16 protein-coding genes and 3 tRNA genes are annotated in these 16,106 nt (G+C 38.7%); 3 read left to right on the top strand and 16 right to left on the bottom strand.

Annotated features, from left to right (window positions below):
- Positions 1-46 precede the first annotated feature (46 nt).
- Positions 47-2,614, top strand: a complete 2,568-nt coding sequence (gyrA, locus tag G5B37_RS02595; RefSeq protein ID WP_164678492.1) for a DNA gyrase subunit A — start codon at positions 47-49, stop codon at positions 2,612-2,614.
- 10 nt (positions 2,615-2,624) lie between these two features.
- Positions 2,625-3,884 (top strand): tetratricopeptide repeat protein, encoded by a 1,260-nt coding sequence (locus G5B37_RS02590; protein WP_164678491.1) that lies wholly within the window; start codon positions 2,625-2,627, stop codon positions 3,882-3,884.
- Positions 3,885-3,978: 94 nt separating this feature from the next.
- Here the strand turns inward: G5B37_RS02590 and G5B37_RS02585 are convergent, their stop codons facing one another.
- Both G5B37_RS02585 and G5B37_RS02580 read right to left on the bottom strand, forming a co-directional pair.
- On the bottom strand, positions 3,979-4,728 hold the full coding sequence (locus G5B37_RS02585; RefSeq protein ID WP_164678490.1) for a C40 family peptidase: 750 nt from the start codon (positions 4,726-4,728) through the stop codon (positions 3,979-3,981).
- A gap of 22 nt (positions 4,729-4,750) precedes the next feature.
- The gene (locus tag G5B37_RS02580; RefSeq protein WP_164678489.1) at positions 4,751-5,929 is read right to left on the bottom strand and encodes an acetyl-CoA C-acyltransferase; all 1,179 of its coding nucleotides are present in this window, start codon (positions 5,927-5,929) and stop codon (positions 4,751-4,753) included.
- Positions 5,930-6,085: 156 nt separating this feature from the next.
- On the opposite strand from G5B37_RS02580, the gene G5B37_RS02575 reads away from it, so the two are divergent.
- Positions 6,086-8,131, top strand: a complete 2,046-nt coding sequence (locus tag G5B37_RS02575; RefSeq protein WP_164678488.1) for an HD family phosphohydrolase — start codon at positions 6,086-6,088, stop codon at positions 8,129-8,131.
- A gap of 71 nt (positions 8,132-8,202) precedes the next feature.
- On the opposite strand, the gene G5B37_RS02570 is transcribed toward G5B37_RS02575, so the two are convergent.
- From G5B37_RS02570 to tsaD, 14 genes are all read right to left on the bottom strand, one after another.
- The gene (locus tag G5B37_RS02570) at positions 8,203-8,712 is read right to left on the bottom strand and encodes a DUF3124 domain-containing protein (RefSeq protein ID WP_164678487.1); all 510 of its coding nucleotides are present in this window, start codon (positions 8,710-8,712) and stop codon (positions 8,203-8,205) included.
- A gap of 258 nt (positions 8,713-8,970) precedes the next feature.
- Positions 8,971-9,141 (bottom strand): hypothetical protein, encoded by a 171-nt coding sequence (locus G5B37_RS02565; RefSeq protein ID WP_164678486.1) that lies wholly within the window; start codon positions 9,139-9,141, stop codon positions 8,971-8,973.
- A gap of 94 nt (positions 9,142-9,235) precedes the next feature.
- Positions 9,236-9,309, bottom strand: a tRNA-Arg gene (locus G5B37_RS02560).
- Between the two features lie 45 nt (positions 9,310-9,354).
- Positions 9,355-9,429, bottom strand: a tRNA-Pro gene (locus G5B37_RS02555).
- A 14-nt stretch (positions 9,430-9,443) separates the two neighbouring features.
- A tRNA-Ser gene (locus G5B37_RS02550) sits at positions 9,444-9,527 on the bottom strand.
- A gap of 85 nt (positions 9,528-9,612) precedes the next feature.
- Positions 9,613-10,182 (bottom strand): hypothetical protein, encoded by a 570-nt coding sequence (locus G5B37_RS02545; RefSeq protein WP_164678485.1) that lies wholly within the window; start codon positions 10,180-10,182, stop codon positions 9,613-9,615.
- Positions 10,183-10,184: 2 nt separating this feature from the next.
- Positions 10,185-11,351, bottom strand: coding sequence for a THUMP-like domain-containing protein (locus tag G5B37_RS02540; RefSeq protein ID WP_164678484.1), 1,167 nt, complete (start codon positions 11,349-11,351; stop codon positions 10,185-10,187).
- 4 nt (positions 11,352-11,355) lie between these two features.
- Positions 11,356-12,450 (bottom strand): AI-2E family transporter, encoded by a 1,095-nt coding sequence (locus tag G5B37_RS02535; protein ID WP_164678483.1) that lies wholly within the window; start codon positions 12,448-12,450, stop codon positions 11,356-11,358.
- Positions 12,451-12,484: 34 nt separating this feature from the next.
- On the bottom strand, positions 12,485-12,982 hold the full coding sequence (locus G5B37_RS02530; protein ID WP_164678482.1) for a TrmH family RNA methyltransferase: 498 nt from the start codon (positions 12,980-12,982) through the stop codon (positions 12,485-12,487).
- A gap of 1 nt (position 12,983) precedes the next feature.
- Positions 12,984-13,274 carry a hypothetical protein gene (locus G5B37_RS02525; protein ID WP_164678481.1) on the bottom strand — a complete coding sequence of 97 codons (291 nt, stop codon included), beginning with the start codon at positions 13,272-13,274 and terminating at the stop codon, positions 12,984-12,986.
- 48 nt (positions 13,275-13,322) lie between these two features.
- Positions 13,323-13,964, bottom strand: a complete 642-nt coding sequence (locus G5B37_RS02520) for a DUF4159 domain-containing protein (protein ID WP_164678480.1) — start codon at positions 13,962-13,964, stop codon at positions 13,323-13,325.
- A gap of 46 nt (positions 13,965-14,010) precedes the next feature.
- Positions 14,011-14,724 carry a 16S rRNA (uracil(1498)-N(3))-methyltransferase gene (locus G5B37_RS02515; protein WP_164678479.1) on the bottom strand — a complete coding sequence of 238 codons (714 nt, stop codon included), beginning with the start codon at positions 14,722-14,724 and terminating at the stop codon, positions 14,011-14,013.
- A gap of 1 nt (position 14,725) precedes the next feature.
- Positions 14,726-15,058, bottom strand: a complete 333-nt coding sequence (locus G5B37_RS02510; protein ID WP_164678478.1) for a TfoX/Sxy family protein — start codon at positions 15,056-15,058, stop codon at positions 14,726-14,728.
- A 4-nt stretch (positions 15,059-15,062) separates the two neighbouring features.
- Complete coding sequence (tsaD, locus tag G5B37_RS02505; protein ID WP_164678477.1) at positions 15,063-16,085, bottom strand: tRNA (adenosine(37)-N6)-threonylcarbamoyltransferase complex transferase subunit TsaD; 1,023 nt, start codon at positions 16,083-16,085, stop codon at positions 15,063-15,065.
- Between the last annotated feature and the right edge of the window lie 21 nt (positions 16,086-16,106).

The raw sequence follows: 16,106 nt of genomic DNA, 5'->3' as shown, positions 1-16,106 counted from the left end.
AAGTATCTTGCTTTCTTGATTAACAAAATAAATAAAGAATTATTTTATGGCTGAAGGCGAAAAAGTAATCCCAATAAATATTGAAGATGAAATGAAATCGGCTTACATCGATTATTCGATGTCGGTCATCGTGTCACGTGCACTGCCAGATGTGCGCGATGGTATGAAACCTGTACACAGACGTGTACTTTTTGGTATGCACGAATTGGGTGTGCGTGCCAATTCTGCACATAAAAAATCGGCAAGAATTGTTGGAGAAGTTTTAGGTAAGTACCACCCGCACGGTGATACATCGGTGTACGATGCTATGGTGCGTATGGCTCAGAGTTGGAGTTTGCGGTACATGCTTGTAGACGGGCAAGGTAACTTTGGAAGTATAGATGGCGATAGCCCAGCTGCCATGCGTTATACCGAAGCGCGAATGCAGAAAATTTCCGAAGACATGCTAGCCGACATCGATAAAGAAACGGTAGACCACCAACTTAACTTCGATGACACCTTAAAAGAACCAACGGTACTTCCAACAAAAGTGCCTGGACTTCTTATTAATGGTGCCTCAGGTATTGCAGTGGGTATGGCAACTAATATGCCACCCCATAATCTTTCCGAAGTAATAGACGGAACAATTGCGTACATAGAGGATAACGACATAGACATAGACGGCTTAATGCAGCATGTAAAAGCACCAGATTTCCCTACGGGCGGTGTTATTTATGGCTATGAAGGTGTTCGCGATGCATTTCATACAGGTCGTGGGCGTGTAGTAATGCGTGCCAAAGCAGGTTTTGAAGAAGTAAACGGACGTGAATGTATTGTTGTTACTGAAATTCCCTACCAGGTGAATAAGGCTAACATGATTAAGAAGACGGCCGACATGGTGAATGACAAAAAGATTGAAGGCATTAGCAACATTCGCGACGAGAGTGATCGTAACGGGATGCGTATTGTTTACATTCTGAAACGTGACGCCATTCCAAATATCGTTTTAAATACATTATATAAGTATAGCGAGCTACAATCTAGTTTTAGTGTTAATAATATTGCGCTTGTAAATGGGCGTCCGCGTTTGCTGAATCTTAAAGAAATGATTCACTACTTTGTAGAGCACAGACACGAAGTAGTAACGCGTCGTACAGAGTACTTATTAAGAAAAGCAGAAGAACGTGCTCATATTCTTGAAGGACTAATAATTGCTTCAGATAATATAGATGAAGTAATTGCGCTTATTAGAGCGTCTGCAAATGCAGATGAAGCCCGCGAGAAATTGATGGAGACCTTTAAGTTGTCTGAAATACAAGCAAAGGCCATTGTAGAAATGCGTTTGCGCCAGTTAACAGGTCTAGAGCAAGACAAGCTACGTTCTGAGTACGAAGAGTTAATGAATACTATTAATGATTACAAAGACATTCTTGCTAATAAAGAGCGTAGAATGCAAATCATTAAAGATGAATTGCAAGAAATTAAAGAAAAGTATGGTGATGAGCGTCGTTCTACCATAGAATATGCTGGTGGCGATGTAAGTATTACCGACTTGATAGCAGATGAGCAGGTAGTAATTACTATTTCTCATGCGGGGTATATTAAACGTACTTCACTTACCGAATACAAAGAACAAAATAGAGGAGGGGTTGGGCAAAAAGCTTCGGCTACCCGAAACGAAGACTTCTTAGAGCATCTATTTGTGGGTACCAACCACCAATATATGTTGTTCTTTACGCAAAAAGGAAAATGTTTCTGGATGCGCGTATTTGAAATCCCAGAAGGAAGTAAAACTTCGAAAGGACGTGCAATTCAAAACCTTATTAATATAGAGCCAGACGATAAGGTGAAAGCGTTTATTTGTACGCAAGACCTTAAAGATGAAGAATACATAAATAGTCATTACGTAATTATGGCTACTCAAAAAGGCCAAGTGAAGAAAACTCCGCTTGAGCAGTATTCACGTCCGCGTACCAACGGTATTAACGCCATCACTATTAAGGAAGACGATATGCTGTTAGAGGCTAAACTTACCACAGGCGATAGCCAGGTAATGCTAGCTGTTAAATCTGGTAAAGCCATTCGCTTTGAAGAAGAGAAAACAAGGCCTATGGGTAGAAATGCTTCTGGAGTTCGCGGTATAAGACTAGGAAATGAAAATGACGAAGTGGTGGGTATGGTTGCGATTAACGATAGCGAGTCTGATATCTTAGTAGTGTCTGAAAATGGCTACGGAAAGCGTTCTAGTATTGAAGAATATAGAATTACCAACCGTGGCGGTAAAGGTGTGAAAACCATTAGTATTACCGAAAAAACAGGTAACTTAGTGGCTATTAAGAATGTAACCGACAACGATGGCTTAATGATTATCAATAAGTCGGGTATTGCAATTAGAATGGCGGTAGAAGATTTACGTGTAATGGGGCGTGCAACGCAAGGCGTTCGTCTTATTAAAGTAAGAGAAGACGATTCTATTGCTGCCGTGGCTAAGGTAATGAACGACGATGATGATGTAGAGCTAGACGAAGATGGAAATGTAATTACAAAGCCTATATCAGAAGCTGGAGAAGACAGCGCTGAAGAAAATGGCACGACTCTTGAAAACGATGATACACAAACCGAAGAAAACGAATAAACACAAAACCATGAAAAAATATGTAGTATTGGCAGGAATTCTCCTCGTAACTGCCGCTTCTTTTGGACAAAAGAAGGAAATTAAAAAAGCTCAAAAAGCTTTAAAGAACAACCAAGTAGCAGAAGCTATGGGATATATTGATCAAGCAGAGGGGATGCTTGGTAGTGCAGACAATGATATGAAAACAGATTTCTACCTTACAAAGGGACAAATCTATTTGGCAGATGCCGGAAACAGCGACTTTGAAAAGATGAAGCAATCTGCAACATCATTCAACAAAGTCTTAGAAATGGATGCTACTAATAAGGAGGCACTTCTAGGAGTGCAGCAATTACGTGCATCTCTTGTGAACAGTGCTGTGGCAGATCAAAAAGCCCAGAAATATGCAAGTGCTACTGAAAAATTATATACAAGTTATACGGTTTCTAAAGACACCTTAGACTTGTACAATGCGGCAGAAAGTTCTGTATTGGCTAAAGATTACGACAGCGCCCTTACGTATTACGAGCAATTGCTTGATATGGGCTATACTGGAATTAAAAAAGAATGGATTGCTACTCGAATAGAAGATAACGTGATTGTTACTTTTGCCGATGAAGGAAGTCGTTCTACCAACATGCTGTCTGGTCTTTACACAAATCCAGATGAGCGAATGGCTAAATCTGTAAAAGGTGAAATCTTACGTAGCGTTGCTATTATTTACACCAGTAAAGGTGAAAAAGAAAAAGCAATGAAAGTAATGCAAGACGCCCGTGCAGAGAACCCGAATGATATCGGACTCATACGTGCAGAGGCAGATATGGTTTACCAGATGGGTGATATGAAAAAGTATAATGAGCTTATGCAGCAAATTATCGCTTCAGACCCTACAAACCCAGAATTGTACTATAACTTAGGTGTAGGTAGTGCTAAGAATGGAGATGCAGACAAGGCAATTGAGTACTATCAGAAAGCACTTAAATACAATCCAGAATACTCTGCAGCGATGATTAATATTGCCGCAACTATGCTAGGAAAAGAAACGGCCATTGTAGAAGAGATGAACAATCTTGGAATGTCTAAGGCAGACAACGAGCGCTACGACGTGCTTAAACAACAACGTAAAGACCTATATACAGAAGTAATTCCTTATTTAGAGTCGGCTATGAAGTTACGTACAGATAATATTGAATTGGTAAGAACCCTCATGAATATTTACGACCAAGTAGGCGAAGACACAAAGTCGAAGGCTATGAAGGCTAAACTTCAGCAAATGGAAGGCGGGCAATAAGCGCAACTCCTAAAAAAGCAAAAACTGCTGTCCTAGAGTTTCTCAAAAAGGGCAGCAGTTTTTTTATGCGCTAAATTTTTCGAAGAAAATATATTTAGATGATTCGTTTTATAACACGTAGCTTGTGGGTGTGTTGCCCTAATTTATAATTAAAAATACCTGTATGGTCTAGGCGATCTATACGTACATGTCCGTGTGCGTGTATAATATAATTGTCTTCCATAATAATACCTACGTGAATAATATTCCCTTCGGCATTATCAAAAAAGGCTAGGTCGCCAGGTTCACTTTCTTCAATAAAGCTTAACGGATCTCCTTGAGTAGCCTGTTCACTTGCATCGCGAAGCAATGCATGCCCATTAATTTTATAACACATTTGTGTAAAGCCGCTGCAATCTATCCCAAAGGGCGTTTTTCCACCCCAGAGATAGGGGGCGTTTAAATACAGTAATGCGGTATCAATAATCTTAGCTTTTGGCTGCTTACTTGCAATATAGGTACCTTCAAAAGTGTGTTGTAGCGAGTTTTTAGCCGAAATAGTACACCCAAGAGGAATGGTAATTAATTGTTCTTTTTCAGTAACAATCATACTTATTACATCGGCACTATAGGCAGCAGGCGTATTGTTGAGTTCGGTATACTCTTCTTCGGAAATCGTTAGAAATTGCTTGTTGTCTATATACCCTTCGTACTTATCGAAATAAAACCGAATACGACTCCATTTTTTGCGCTGTTCTAGCACTTTAAATGTATCGCCATAAAGTGCCTGCGTCACCATTTCACTGGTGTCTGCTGCTTCCAGTCGCACAGGTACTATACTTAGATTACAGAGACCGTATTTCATTTGGTTAGCGAAATAGGTCTAATTAATTTCTTTCAATAACCATAGCGCTTGCGCCACCGCCTCCATTACAGATTGCGGCTGCACCAATTTTGGCATCGTTTTGTTGAAGCACACTTAAAAGTGTTATAAGGATACGAACACCGCTACAGCCAAGAGGGTGTCCTAACGATACAGCGCCACCATTTACGTTTACATTGCTATCGTTTAAGCCTAGAATTTTCATATTGGCTAAGCCAACCACTGAAAAGGCTTCGTTAAATTCGAAGAAATCTACATCATCTTGAGAAACACCAGCTTTTGCCAAGGCTTTTGGCAGGGCTTTAGAAGGAGCCGTTGTAAACCATTCTGGTTCATGTGCCGCGTCTGCATATCCGGTAATAGTAGCTAAAGGTGTTAAACCTAGTTCTGCAGCTTTCTCTTCACTCATTAAAACCATCGCACCAGCACCGTCATTAATAGTAGATGCATTGGCCGCCGTAACGGTTCCATCTTTAGTAAAGGCAGCACGTAACGCTGGAATTTTCTCCATTTTTACGTTTTTGAATTCCTCATCTTCGGCAACCACAACAGGTTCCCCTCTTCGTTGTGGCACACTAACTGGTACTACTTCTTCAGAAAATTTACCTTCGCTCCAAGCTTTAGCAGAACGCTCGTAAGATTGAATTGCAAAGGCATCTTGATCTTCTCGAGAGAACTTATATTCTGTTGCGCAAGCATCTGCACAAACACCCATGGCATTTTGGTCGTATGCATCTACTAAGCCATCTTTTTGCATACCATCGATAAGTGTAGCAGGTCCAAATTTAGTTCCGTTACGCATATGCACATAATGAGGTATGTTGCTCATACTTTCCATTCCTCCAGCAACAACAATATCTGCATCGCCTAAGGCAATTGCCTGAGCTGCATTCATAACAGCTTTCATACCAGAGGCACAAACTTTATTTACAGTAGTACAAGGAACAGTATTAGGAATACCAGCACCTAAAGCAGCTTGTCTTGCAGGTGCTTGTCCTACACCTGCCTGCACCACATTACCCATATAAACTTCTTGCACTTTGGCGGCATCTAGGTTTATTTTATTTAGCGCACCTGAAATGGCAACGCTACCTAATTGGGTGGCACTCATAGAAGATAAACTTCCCATAAAACTTCCTATTGGAGTTCTTGCTGCGGCTACGATAACTACTTTTTTACTCATAATTTTTTTTGTGGATTATAATACGGCATGGTACATAGATGCCGTTAAAAATATGCTGCAAAATTAAGCATTTTATACCAAACCTTCAACGTGAAAACGTTAGAGCTTTGGGAATAGTGCAGGGTAAATAGTACCTTTACTAATCGCAAGCAGTATATGAAACAATTTTTTTCATTTCTTTCTAAGAATCAGGCAGATATTTATAGAATACTTCTGTTTGTACTTTCCACGTTTTTAGTGATTTACTTGCTTCCAACAGGAGGGCAGTTTAAATATAATTTTCAGAAAGGAAAGCCTTGGCAGTATGAAAACCTGTATGCACCCTTTAGTTTTACAATAAAAAAATCTGAAAGTGAGTTAGAAGCCGAACGGAAAAACATACGAGATAATGCTATTCCGTATTTTGAGTATGACGAACAGATTGTTACACAGGGGAAAGATAAGTTTGAAGAGCTTTTAACTACTTCTTATGTAGATAGTTTGTTTCAAGTTGAAGAAAACACCATACGTACGGTTGGGATTCAATTTATAAACCAGTTATACCGGTTTGGCGTTACGCAAGAGGTCACCAGATATAACGACGACGATCTTATTTATTTGAAAAAGGGCAATATCATTGAAGAAATTACCTTCGCTCAGATTACGCATGCCGATGAGATTCCTAAAGAAATAGATAAGTTAATTACCCAAAAGAAGGCAGAGAGTTACGGAGACCTACTTAAAATTTTACTAAACAGAAGTATCACCCCTAATATTTCCGTAGATAGAAAGCTTACCGAAGCCTCTATACAATCTGAATTAGACGCTATAAGTCCGAATCAAGGTATCGTTGAAAAGGGCGGAAGAATTATCGCGAAAGGAGAAGTAGTAGAAGGGAATACGTACCAAATATTAAATTCTCTACAAGATGAATATCAATCGATTGTATGGAGCAAGAATAACCACTTTTGGTTGGTGTTTGGGTATGCCATGCTGGTTTCCCTTGTATTTTTAATGTTACTGTTATTTTTAAAGAAATACCGCACCGAAATCTATGCAAATAACACCAAGGTAACATTTATATTTTTCAATATAGTGCTTATGGTGTTTCTAACCACAATTGTGGTAAAGCTAGATGCTAACTATGTATACGTGGTGCCGCTGTGTATTCTTCCACTTATTCTGAAAGCGTTCTTTGACCCACGCTTGGGCTTATTTGTACACGTGCTTACCTTATTGTTGCTTGGATTTATAGTGCCAAATAGCTTTGAATTTCTTTTTCTACAGATTATCGCCGGAATTGTGACCATTCTTACCGTATCTGAACTCTACCGAAGAGCCAACCTGTTTACCTCGGTTGGACAAATAACGTTGGTCTACATCATAGGGTATTTTGCCTTTTTTATTATTCAAGAAGGAAATGTCTTTAGTATGCAGTTAGAGAATTTTGGATATTTTGTATTGGCTGGGCTGGCAACCTTATTTGCTCACCCACTTATTTATTTATACGAAAAGGTTTTTGGCTTGGTATCTGACGTCTCGCTACTTGAACTTAGTGACACCAATAGTAAATTATTAAAAGAGTTAAGCAACAAGGCACCAGGAACATTTCATCACTCGTTAAACGTTGCTAATCTCGCCGAAGCTGCTGCTAATGAAATTGGAGCCAATGCTATGTTGGTGCGAGTAGGGGCGTTGTACCACGATATTGGTAAAATGGAGAATCCAACTAATTTTACTGAAAACCAACTAAGTGGTTTTAATACGCACGATGAGTTAGATCCCAAAGAAAGCGCAACAATTATTATAGACCATGTAATTAATGGAATTGAAATGGCACGTAAAAGGAATATTCCAGACCGTGTAATCGATTTTATTAGAACACACCACGGTACCAGTGTGGTTTACTATTTCTATAAAAAAGAAGAAGAACGCAATGGTTCTGCCAATATTGAAGATTTTCAGTACCCAGGGCCAACTCCTTTTTCCAAAGAAACTGCCATATTAATGATGGCAGATAGTGTAGAAGCGGCAAGTAAAAGTCTAAAAGAACCAACATCTTCAAAAATAGACCGGTTTGTAGAAAAAATAATAGACGGCCAAATGGAACAAGGACAGTTTTTAAACGCCAATATTACGTTCAAAGAAATTCAGTCTATCAAAAAAGTACTTAAAAAGAAACTGAATAATATTTACCATCTTAGAGTTGAGTACCCAGAATAAAGCCCCGTAAGAATCGAATACATACTAGTTATTTTGAAATTTTAATTCAAACGCTGGCGTTAAAGGATTTACTATTTAATCCGTTTGCCTTCGGTTACAAATGAAATACCTTGTTGCCCATAAGTAGAGAGCATTACCGCTTCAAACAAGGGAGCAATAGATTTTGGGTGCATTTGCCAATCGAATATAAAATTGGCGCCCGTGCCGCCTTCGTTATCAACTCCGTCTATAACAATTTGAACTGTTTCTAACGGTCTCACATAAATAGTTTTGTCGAAATACGTTCTAATTGCCTCTCCTGCCGTATTGTAATACACAGCTCGATTAACAAATAGTGTATCTGCAATATTTGGGTTGTGAAGACTTACAGTTGCGGTAAGATCTACATAATCTTGTTCTGTTCTCATAAATATTTGAGAATAGATAGACAAAAATGTACTGCCATTCTCGAGTGAATCTGTTGGGTTGGATTTAAGCATTCGCTTTTCCCAGTTTATAGGATCTGTAGAGCTAAGTTTTCGTTGCTCTCGGCAAGAAAAACAGAGTAGTATAACAATAACAAATAAAAAGTTAATTCGCATAAATGGTAGTTTTACATTGCTCTATAAAAATAACAAATAAAAACGGCGTGTAAGGTTTAAGATGGCATAATATATTGTTAGAATTGAAGATTTAGGAAACGAACTAAGGTTTGGAATTATAGTTATACTTAAACGAATCACTTCGTTACGCCATAAAACAACAAAAGCCACACTATTGTGCAGCTTCCTATTTGTTGTGATCCAGACAGGATTATAGTTCCTTTGATGCTCGAAAGTGCAAATAGGAAGCTCAAATGCTTATGCATCTAAGGCTTTTACTATTTTACTGCTTAAACGAATCACTTCGTTACGCCATAAAACAACAAAAGCCGCACATATTGTGCAGCTTCCTATTTGTTGTGATCCAGACAGGATTATAGTTCCTTTGATGCTCGAAAGTGCAAATAGGAAGCTCAAATGCTTATGCATCTAAGGCTTTTACTATTTTACTGCTTAAACGAATCACTTCGTTACGCCATAAAACAACAAAAGCCGCACATATTGTGCAGCTTCCTATTTGTTGTGATCCAGACAGGATTCGAACCTGTGACCGCCTGCTTAGAAGGCAGGTGCTCTATCCAGCTGAGCTACTGGACCAATTAAAAAATAAAAAACCGAACAAATACTTTGTCCGGTTTCTTGTCGGGGTGGCAGGATTCGAACCTGCGACCTCCTGCTCCCAAAGCAGGCGCGATGACCGGGCTACGCTACACCCCGAGGTGTTATTTTTGCGGAGAGACCGGGACTCGAACCCGGGCAGCACTTGCGCGCTGACAGATTAGCAATCTGCTCCGTTACCACTCCGGCACCTCTCCAAACATTTAAAGAACGTTGTTGTTTTTTAATGCGGATGCAAATGTATGTTTATAAACCGTAGCAAACAAAAAAATAATAGGTTTTTTACTCTAAACATTTCAAGTACTTCAAAAAGAATTCTTTAGGGTAAATCGGATTTTCAATTTGGGCGTTACTTAGCACATCTTGGAAGGTAACATCGAAGTTTGTCTTCATTGTTGTGATGCGCATTGAGGTAATTTTAGACTGTAATAATCGTTTTTCACTAGCGTCATCTAATAAAAAAGCCGCCTCTGATGTACTATTATTTAGTGTTTCTGAGTTTTCTACTTGTCTTCCACATGTTACTTCACCTAAATAGCGTAGGGATGCAAAACTGCCATCTTCTAACTTAAAAGAAACGCGGCTGTCTTTATTAAAACAAAGAATAGGTGGTATTTCCTTAGCATTAACAGACACTTGCATCACCAAAGATTTTACAGCATCCTCGCGCATAAGACTGAAATAAATAAAAACGTTTCTGTCGCGACCTACCAAAAACTCTGTAAGCTCTTCGTTGGTTAATTTAAAGGTCTCTTCGTCTGTATCAATCTGTATTTTATAACTACAATCTTCTGTTTGTGCCAATCCAATAAGTGAACTGCAGAGTATAAATAGTGATAGTAAAAATTTCATAATTAAACTTTTGCGCAAATTAACAAGATTTTATCTTCATTTTCAAGCGTGGTAAAAAACAAATACCGTTCACCCCCTTCTTTTATTTTCCATTTTTTACGAAGTGTTGCGACACTTTCGGGGAAATTACGTGTGGTGATATTGGCAGTATCAAAAGTAATGCCACGACGCATGTCTTTTTTGGTATAGGGAAGTATTTTTTCAATACGAAACCGTCTTCCAGGAAATTCTATCAGCGATTGGTTTGTAAATAAATGACTATGCTGATGCAACTTAGCAACAGCATAGTGTTCTGAAATATATTGAAACCCTCCAGCTTTTAGTATGGCCGCATTTGGCTCATATAAAAACTTTTGAGGATTCTTATACGTTGTGTTGAAAGATGCTTTGTGATTAAAAGAAAAAATAGCTGGACCATCTGTAGTAACATTTGCTGTAATTATTTTTGGATTTGTATCTGCACGCTCATCTATAAGCCATAATAACTCTTTTACCTCATTGTTTACCGCTACTACGTGTATTTCAGTAACCTTTTCTAATTCTTTTATCCCTACTGAAATATCCAGCATTGGAGATGTTTTAATAAGAATGGTCTTGCTTCGACTTAAAAGAAATTGCAGGTGTTTTGGAACGTTAGGTTCGCAATCTTCAAGCAAAAACACCTTTCCTTTCGATTCGTTTCTACGCGAAGGGTCGATATAGAGCACATCAAATTCAGATTCTGTCACGCCTTGAAGTCCGTCTACGGTATGGCAGCTAATATTAGATTGTCCTAATAAATTGAAATTATGGCTCGCAATTTCAGATAGAGATTTATTAATTTCAAAATGAGCTACTTCCTGAAATCTTCGCGAAAAATAGAAGGTGTCTACGCCAAAACCGCCTGTTAGATCTGCCAACGACGTACCGGAGCACAGTTTGGCTTTATATTGAGCGGTAATTTCAGAAGACGTTTGCTCCAAATTGAGCTTAGGAGGGTAGATAACCCCCATTTTATGATACCAAAGAGGTAATTTCTTCTTAATCGCTCGTCTACTTTGCAGTTGTTCCAGTAATTCTTGTGTGGATACTGCAGGAAATTTCGATCCTGCAAATGCTAGTTTTGAGAGGTCTTCTTCGTATTGAAAAATAAATTCTTGAACATCGGTATGTAAAAGTGCTTCGTTCAATAATTTATAAATCTTTAGTGAGTCTTTTTACGATTTTGTATTCTGAAAGAAATTCTTTGGCCACTACTTTAATACTAGTATATGTTGGTACCGCCAAAATCATCCCCGGAATTCCAAACAAGTATCCACCAATTAAGATTACTATAAATATCTCTAAGGGGTGTGATTTAACGCTTTTTCCGAAGATAACGGGCTGACTTACCAGATTGTCAAATATTTGCGCTATTGCATAGCCTAGGGTAACGTAGCCGAGCGTTGGTAAGAGCTCTGACGAAAAATCTGCGCCAAGGTTGTTTGATACCACAATTAGGAGCATAAGTACCCAAGCTATTAATGGACCCAAATAGGGCACTATATTTAAAAAGGCACAAATAAGTGCAATCGCTAAGGCGTTTTCAATACCAAAAATTAGAAGTAGTAAGGTGTAGAATAATGATAAAATGGTAATCTGGAACACCAGTCCGATAAAATATCGTGATAACAATTCTTTAATTTTAATGAGTACTGAAAGAAACCGTTTTTCACGACCCTTTTTTGCAAATGCCATCACCGCGTTTGGTATAAGTTGTTCGTCTTTCAGCAAGAAGAAAGACAAAAATAGAACCGCGAAAAGCCCAATAACGAAGTCGGCTGCATTTTTAAAGAAGATATCGATAAAACTAGGAATTAGCTCCACATCAAAATTCTCTACCGCAGGAGTTTTTTTAATGGCCTCAACCAGGTTTATTTTTTCTACACCAAGATAGTCGCTTGCCTGAATATTTAATTCATTCAAGTCTTTTTTAACCATGTCAAAATCTATTTCGGCTATGCTCTTGCTTTGTTCTACAACAATAGGCACAAAAATGTACAACAACAAAGACACAAAGCTTATCACGCCTAAAAGCGTTAAAAAGGAAGCGAAAGTGTTGCCAAACTTTAACTTTCGTTTTAAAAACAATACAAATGGTCTTCCTATCAGGGAAATAACCGCTGCAATGCCCATATAAAGAATTAGAACTTTAATCTTAAAGATAAACCACAGAAACACCACTATTAACCCTAGAATAGCAAGGGTGCGTAGTAATCCCATAGAGATAATCTTGGCGGTTAGTTTCATGTTCTAAAGATACTAAAATAGGCTTGCGAAAACCTCAATGTTTTGTTAACTCGTATAAAGCAATAGCTGTTGCCTGTGCAACATTCATACTGCTGTTTTGGCCATACATTTGTATGTGGGTAGTAATATCTGAAATACTGAGTAGCTCTTCAGACACACCATGCTTTTCGTTGCCAATAATTAACACAATCTTCTGTTTGCTCTGCAATGATAGGTTTGGAAGTGCAATACTCGCTGTAGCGATTTCCAAGGCAATGGTTACATACCCTTGCTGTTGTAGCTGTACAACACGTGCTGGTAAACTTTCAGTTATTTCAAAAGGGATGTGCTTTTCAGTATTTCTAGATGTTCGCTTGAGTCGGTTAGAGGACATGTCGAACGCAACGTTAGATAGAATCTTTTTTACGCCGAAAGCGTCACATAGTCTAAAGATAGCACCGATATTCGCTGGTGATTGCAAATTATCGCAAACAAGGATAAGGTCATTTTTTTCTTCGGAAAAGGGAGTTGATTTATGATTGTGTTGAAGCATGTTACTTTCTGCTAATCTTGTTCTTGTTGAAATAGCTTGCTTGTCTTTGCGCTTCGTAGTAAAACCAAATAGGCGCAGAAAAACTTATCAATGCTACAAATCCGTAGTACCAGAATAAACCTGTAATTATAACTATTGCCGCTAAACAGACCCAAATAAGATATGCCGAAGGTTCTGCAACGAGCATGTTAATATGACGTTTTTCTATGGTGCCGCAGTGATTACAATTACGACTAATTTCGTCTCCAACTTTTTGTTGTAAATCGTATCTATTGGAGGCTTTTAGCTTCAAGAAATTCTTTTTTTTACAAGATTTACAATAATAGCTAAGTCGCATATATTAATGTTCGAAGGCGTATTTTACAATATTTGCACCCATCTGAAGTGCTTTAAGGCGTATTTCTTGTGGGTCGTTGTGAATTTCTTGATCTTCCCAACCATCTCCAAGGTCACTTTCAAAAGTGTAGAGTAGTAGTAGCCTGCCTTCGTGAGTAATACCAAACGCCTGTGGGCGGGCATTATCGTGTTCGTGTATTTTAGGCAATCCCTGTGGAAATTTATAATGATATGAAAATATAGGATGGTTACCCGGTAACTCTTTCAATTCTTTATCGGGGAAAAGCTTCACTAACTCTTTCCGAAGATATTCATCCATCCCATAATTGTCGTCTATATGAAGGAATCCGCCGCTCATCAAATAATTTCTTAGATTTTCAGCTTCTTCTGCAGTAAAAAAAACATTTCCGTGACCTGTCATGTGTAAAAAGGCATAATCGAAAATATCGATACTCCCAGGCGCAACGGTTTCCGTAGTGGCATCTATGACAGTATTAATCTTCTCGTTACAAAATTGAGCTAGGTTGGGTAGCGCAGTAGGATTGCCGTACCAATCGCCACCACCGCCATATTTTAGAACAGCTACTTTTTGCGCATTGGCACCCAAGGTACATAGTAAAATGGCGATAATTGATAATAATTTCATAGCGGGTTAAAAGTACAAATTAGTAACGAAGCACACCTTACTTTTCTTATGTTTCATTGATAAAGGCAACACTATGGCAGGCAACGACGGCTGCAGTTTCTGTTCGCAACCTAGAGTTTCCAAGATGGACGGGGGTAAAATTGTGTTGCAAGGCCTTGTCTATTTCTGAAGAGGAGAAGTCGCCTTCTGGGCCAATACAGATGAGAACAGTAGTTTTGGGTAACAATATGTCTTTTAACGAATGCTTATTAGTTTCTTCACAGTGAGCAATGCAGCGTATGCCTTCATCATTTGCGTGTTTCAGGATAAATTCTGAAAAAGGTGTAGCAGCATTTAATTTTGGTACATATGCTTTAAGCGACTGCTTCATAGCACTCTGTAAAATCTTCTCATACCGTTCAGACTTAATGACTTTACGTTCACTATGATCGCAAATAATTGGTGTTATTTCTGAAACGCCAATCTCTGTTGCTTTTTCAAGAAACCACTCGTATCTGTCATTCAGTTTGGTAGGTGCAACTGCCAAGTGAATATTATATGGAACAGCATCGTAATTAATTACATTTAATACACTCGCAAGACATGTTTTAGGAGTGACTACTTCAAGTTTTGCTTCAAATATAGATCCGTTGCCATTTGTGGTGTGTAAAATGTCTCCTACTTGCTTTCTAAGCACTTTACCAATGTGTCTGCTTTCTTCTTTATCAAAGCTGATTTCGGTATCTGTTGGTTTGCTATTTGGGTGGTAAAATAAATTCAAATTATTGGGTAGATTTCCATTGGGCATGCTCGATGCCAAGTTCTATAAAATGCTGTAGTTTTTCTTCCGTATTATATCCTTCGGCGCTCACAAAGACCATTTCTTTTATTGGCTTTCCTGTAAAGTCCATGGGGCGCACATTAGGCATGGCTAGTGTTGCTTCCATTTTATCGGCTACCACACGTACCATAAGACGTTCTTTAGTTTCTCCAAAACACATTTTGCCCTTAAAAAGGAAACAATGCCCACCAAACATCTTCTTTTCTGAAATATGCGAAGACCATGGTATGGAAGCGGTTTGTAGCCTATAGATTAGTTCGTCTGAGCGGTTCATATCATTAAAATTTTAGGCGCGCACTAGCAACAACGGTATCTTCTGCAAACATCTCTTGCTTGTATTTGAGTTCGCCAACCATGGCAATCATAGCAGCGTTATCTGTACAATATTCAAATTGCGGAATGTACGTAGTCCAGCCATATCTCTGTTCTGCGTCTTTAAGAGCTGCTCTTATGCCACTATTGGCAGAGACCCCGCCGCCAATGGCGATTTCTTTAATACCTGTTTGTTTCACTGCGTTTTTCAGCTTGTCTATTAGGTAACTTACAATAGTGTGCTGCAAACTTGCGCAGATATCTTCGATATTCTCTGAAATAAAATTGGCATTCTTGGCCGTTTCTTTTTCAATAAAATAAAGCACAGACGTTTTTAAACCACTAAAACTGAAATCTAATGGTCCCACCTTTGGTTTAGGGAATGAAAAAGCTTTCGGATTTCCTTTTTGTGCGTACTTGTCTATTAATGGGCCACCAGGATAGGGAAGTCCCAGTATTTTTGCCGACTTGTCGAAAGCTTCACCCACTGCATCATCTATGGTTTGTCCTAGTATTTCCATTTCAAAATAACCGGTCACTTTAACAATTTGTGTATGTCCGCCACTAATAGTTAACGCGATAAAAGGAAAGTTAGGAGGTGTCTGGCCATCTGCCTTGATAAAATGTGCTAAAATATGCGCTTGCATATGATTTACATCTATAAGTGGAATGTCTAATCCGAGTGCTAAAGACTTTGAAAATGAAGTCCCTACAAGTAAGGATCCCATTAAACCAGGACCGCTTGTAAACGCTATGGCTTGTAATTGTTTTTTGTCGATATTTGCTTTGCGTAACGCTTGATGAACGACGGGAACAATATTTTGCTGATGCGCACGAGAGGCAAGTTCGGGAACTACACCGCCGTATTCGGTATGTATTTCTTGTGTTGCCACAATAGTGCTAAGCACAACGCCGTTGTTAATAACAGCAGCTGCCGTGTCGTCGCACGAAGATTCAATACCTAGAATGTAACAATTTGTGGTTTTCAAAGTACTATTGGCATGTATATT

Source organism: Rasiella rasia, from assembly GCF_011044175.1.
Classification (GTDB): Bacteria; Bacteroidota; Bacteroidia; order Flavobacteriales; family Flavobacteriaceae; genus Marinirhabdus; species Marinirhabdus rasia.
This window is presented reverse-complemented; position numbering and strand designations above follow the sequence as displayed.